This is a genomic window from Cupriavidus basilensis (assembly GCF_029335485.1).
In the GTDB taxonomy this organism is placed as follows: Bacteria; Pseudomonadota; Gammaproteobacteria; order Burkholderiales; family Burkholderiaceae; genus Cupriavidus; species Cupriavidus basilensis_E.
In genome coordinates this window covers 1-2751 of sequence record NZ_JARJLM010000242.1, presented here as the reverse complement: position 1 = coordinate 2751, position 2751 = coordinate 1, and the positions used below count along the sequence as shown (strand labels likewise).

Below are 2751 nucleotides of genomic sequence, written 5' to 3'. Positions count from 1 at the left end.
CCTGGCGAGCCGCAAATCCTGAGCACGAGCGCGCCTGGCTGCGCCTGCAGGCGGTGGGCGACAAGCTGCATGGTGTCCCGCGCGAGGTGGCGCGCGGCACGCTGCTGGCACCGCGCGGCGCGGCGCCGCCGGCCACGCGGCGCAAGGCGCTGGGCCTGCTCGGCCTGCTGGCCCTGGCCGGCGGCAGCGCCTGCCTGGTGCGCGAGACCGAGACCTGGCAGCTGGCCCTGGCGGACCACCACAGCGCCGTGGGCGAACTACGCGACGTGATGCTGCCCGACGGCACCCGCATCCTGCTGAATACCGCCAGCGCCATCGATGTGGACTACGACGACGGCGAGCGCCGCGTGGTGCTGCGCGCCGGCGAGATCCTGGTCAACACCGCGCCCGATCCGGCGCCGGTGTACCGGCCATTCCTGGTACAGACCCGCGAAGGCACGGCACGCGCTTTGGGCACCCGCTTCACGGTACGGCAGCAGGATGGCGCCTCCAGCATCGCCGTGCTGGAAGGCACGGTCATGGTCAAGCCGGCGCAGCCGGGCGCGCGCGAGGTGCGCATCGATGCCGGCCAGCAGACGGCACTGCGATCGGGCGCTGCCTTGCCCCCGCGGCCCGCCGACGAAGACGCGGCAGCCTGGTCGCGCCGCATGCTGGTGGCCGAGCGCATGCGGGTGGCGGATCTGCTCGCCGAGCTGGCACGCTACCGGCCCGGCGTACTGCGTTGCGATGCCGGGGTGGCCGAGATGCGTGTGAGCGGGGTGTTCCCGCTGGCCGACACGGACCGGGCACTTGCCAACCTGACCCTGGGGCTGCCCGTGGCGCTGGTTTACCGCACCCGTTACTGGGTTACGGTGCAGGCTCGCTAGTTAGTGTCCGGAGCCTGGAACGCGTTGCGCATTTCGGTTTCAGGACAGTGGATGCGCAGGCCAGGAGGGGGGCGTGCCCAGGCTGTGCGCGCGGGCGGTTGCTGGTTCTTCGGCGATCCGCGGGGAGCACGAAGGTCGCCTGGCGACCTGGAACGGTCAACCGGTTGGTCGTGGTAGAGTCGATCATCATTCTTTATCGCGTAGCCTTATGTCGCCACCCGTCGAACGTAGACCCGCCGATTCAGCAGACCATCAACAGGGCATGGAAAACGCCGCTGACGCGCACAGTGTGACCATACGGATTCCGGCAATTGTTCCAGCGCAAACCGCTCTGGTGGTCATGCATTATCAGACCGACATCCTGGCGTTGTTTCCATCGGTCGCGCCCGCTTTGCTCTCCAATACGCGCAAGCTGTGCGACGCTGCGCGGGCCAAGGGCGTCAGCGTCTATTTCGCCAAGATCCACTTTAGCCCAGGCTATCCGGAAGTCAGTCCGTTGAACAGGAACGGGCAGGGAATCAAGCAACTTGGTCTTTTCGTCGACGACCGGATCTCGCCGGAACTCGGCCAGCAGGCCACTGAACCGCTCATCATCGCGCATCGTGCCAGCGTGTTCTTCGGTACCGACCTGCAGGTGCGGCTTTCCGCGCAGGGTATCGATACCCTGCTCATGGTGGGCATCGCGTCGACCGGCGTGGTGCTGTCGTCGGTCGCGTACGCGAGCGATGCGGACTTCCGTTTATTCACGGTCAAGGATTGCTGCTACGACCCGGACCAGGTCGTGCACGATCATCTTTTTTCAACGGCGTTCGATTCGCGCACAACGGTGCTTTTGCTTGCTGATGCCTTGCTGTTGCTTGGCTAGCATTCCGCCCTTGCCAACTGCGCCTACTTACGGAAGGCGATACGTCCATGCACAAACCGCTCAATCTGAGACGCGGTCTTGTCTGGCGCAGCATCGCTTCGAAACCGGGCGCATGATAACGCCATGAACTTCGGAAATCGCTCTCGTATCCGTCGCGCCTCGCTTGCCCTGTCACCAGGTAGATACGGTCTCGAAAGTTGCCGTTGCACGATAATCTCGACACACGGCTCCAGCTCGAATGCGGGCAGCAGCAAGGAGGTCAGTGCATCGGATTCGATGGAGCAACGGAGAGCCTGATATTCATGGTCAACGTCCTCGGGGTAAGTCAGAAAGCCCGAGGAAAGGGCCAGAACGGTGGGGGCTGCGAGCGAGGACCTGACCTCCCGGTAAACAGCGATGTTCTGCCTTGCATAGGCCGCGTAACCCCGCGTCGCTATGAACGCGCCAATATTCCCTTCGAATGACATGAAGCGCTCGTCCAGGTCGACGAACTGCCAGCCGAGCCGCTGAGCCAGGACGGGACCGACAGAGGTCTTCCCGGCGCCGCCGGGCCCGACGAGATGAAGAACACTTGTCATTTTTTTACCAAAGCGGCGCGCCAGCATCAATGAACCCGATTCTAGCGCAGGCCGGGATGCCCGGTCCTGGCGGGGAGCGGCCGTCCAATGCCGACCGCCGCTTCCGCGATGACCACTGCTTCTTTCTCAAGATCGGCGTGACTTTCCCCGGATATCGTCGAATTCCCTTTTTTTGCCGCGGCATTGAGGGTTTCGGATTCTCGTTCGGAATACCAGGAGAACCGACACGAAACCCTTGGCATCGAAAAGGATCCCGCTATGCCGTGCAGCCGTACCCCGGCCACAGTGCGCCCGACAGGCGCCCGCTCTTCCACGCTCCGCTCCAGCCCTAAGCCGCCATGCGCGGCCGGGTTCACGCCGATGGCGGCCGCCGCTCCGCGCCTGACCGCGCTGGCCGCCGCCATCGGGCCGGCCTGGGTCGCTGCCCTGGCGTTCGGCCTCG

General features: G+C 65.0%; 4 protein-coding genes. 3 read left to right on the top strand and 1 reads right to left on the bottom strand.

Features of this window, described 5'->3' with window-relative positions; translation table 11 throughout:
* Positions 1 to 866: FecR domain-containing protein (locus tag P3W85_RS14045; protein ID WP_276265231.1), on the top strand; the 866-nt coding region annotated here is incomplete at its 5' end.
* A 262-nt stretch (positions 867 to 1128) separates the two neighbouring features.
* Positions 1129 to 1731 (top strand): isochorismatase family cysteine hydrolase, encoded by a 603-nt coding sequence (locus P3W85_RS14040; RefSeq protein ID WP_276265230.1) that lies wholly within the window; start codon positions 1129 to 1131, stop codon positions 1729 to 1731.
* Positions 1732 to 1754: 23 nt separating this feature from the next.
* On the opposite strand, the gene P3W85_RS14035 is transcribed toward P3W85_RS14040, so the two are convergent.
* Entirely contained in the window at positions 1755 to 2336 is a 582-nt protein-coding gene (locus tag P3W85_RS14035) for a shikimate kinase (RefSeq protein WP_276265229.1), read from the bottom strand.
* A gap of 231 nt (positions 2337 to 2567) precedes the next feature.
* Here P3W85_RS14035 and P3W85_RS14030 point away from each other — a divergent pair.
* The coding region (locus tag P3W85_RS14030) for a hypothetical protein (RefSeq protein WP_276265228.1) at positions 2568 to 2751 on the top strand (184 nt) is incomplete at its 3' end.

Coding starts and splice junctions, on each gene's coding strand:
- P3W85_RS14040 (WP_276265230.1), top strand. CDS start 1,129: ATGGAAAACGCCGCTGACGCGCACAGTGTGACCATACGGATTCCGGCA.
- P3W85_RS14035 (WP_276265229.1), bottom strand. CDS start 2,336: ATGCTGGCGCGCCGCTTTGGTAAAAAAATGACAAGTGTTCTTCATCTC.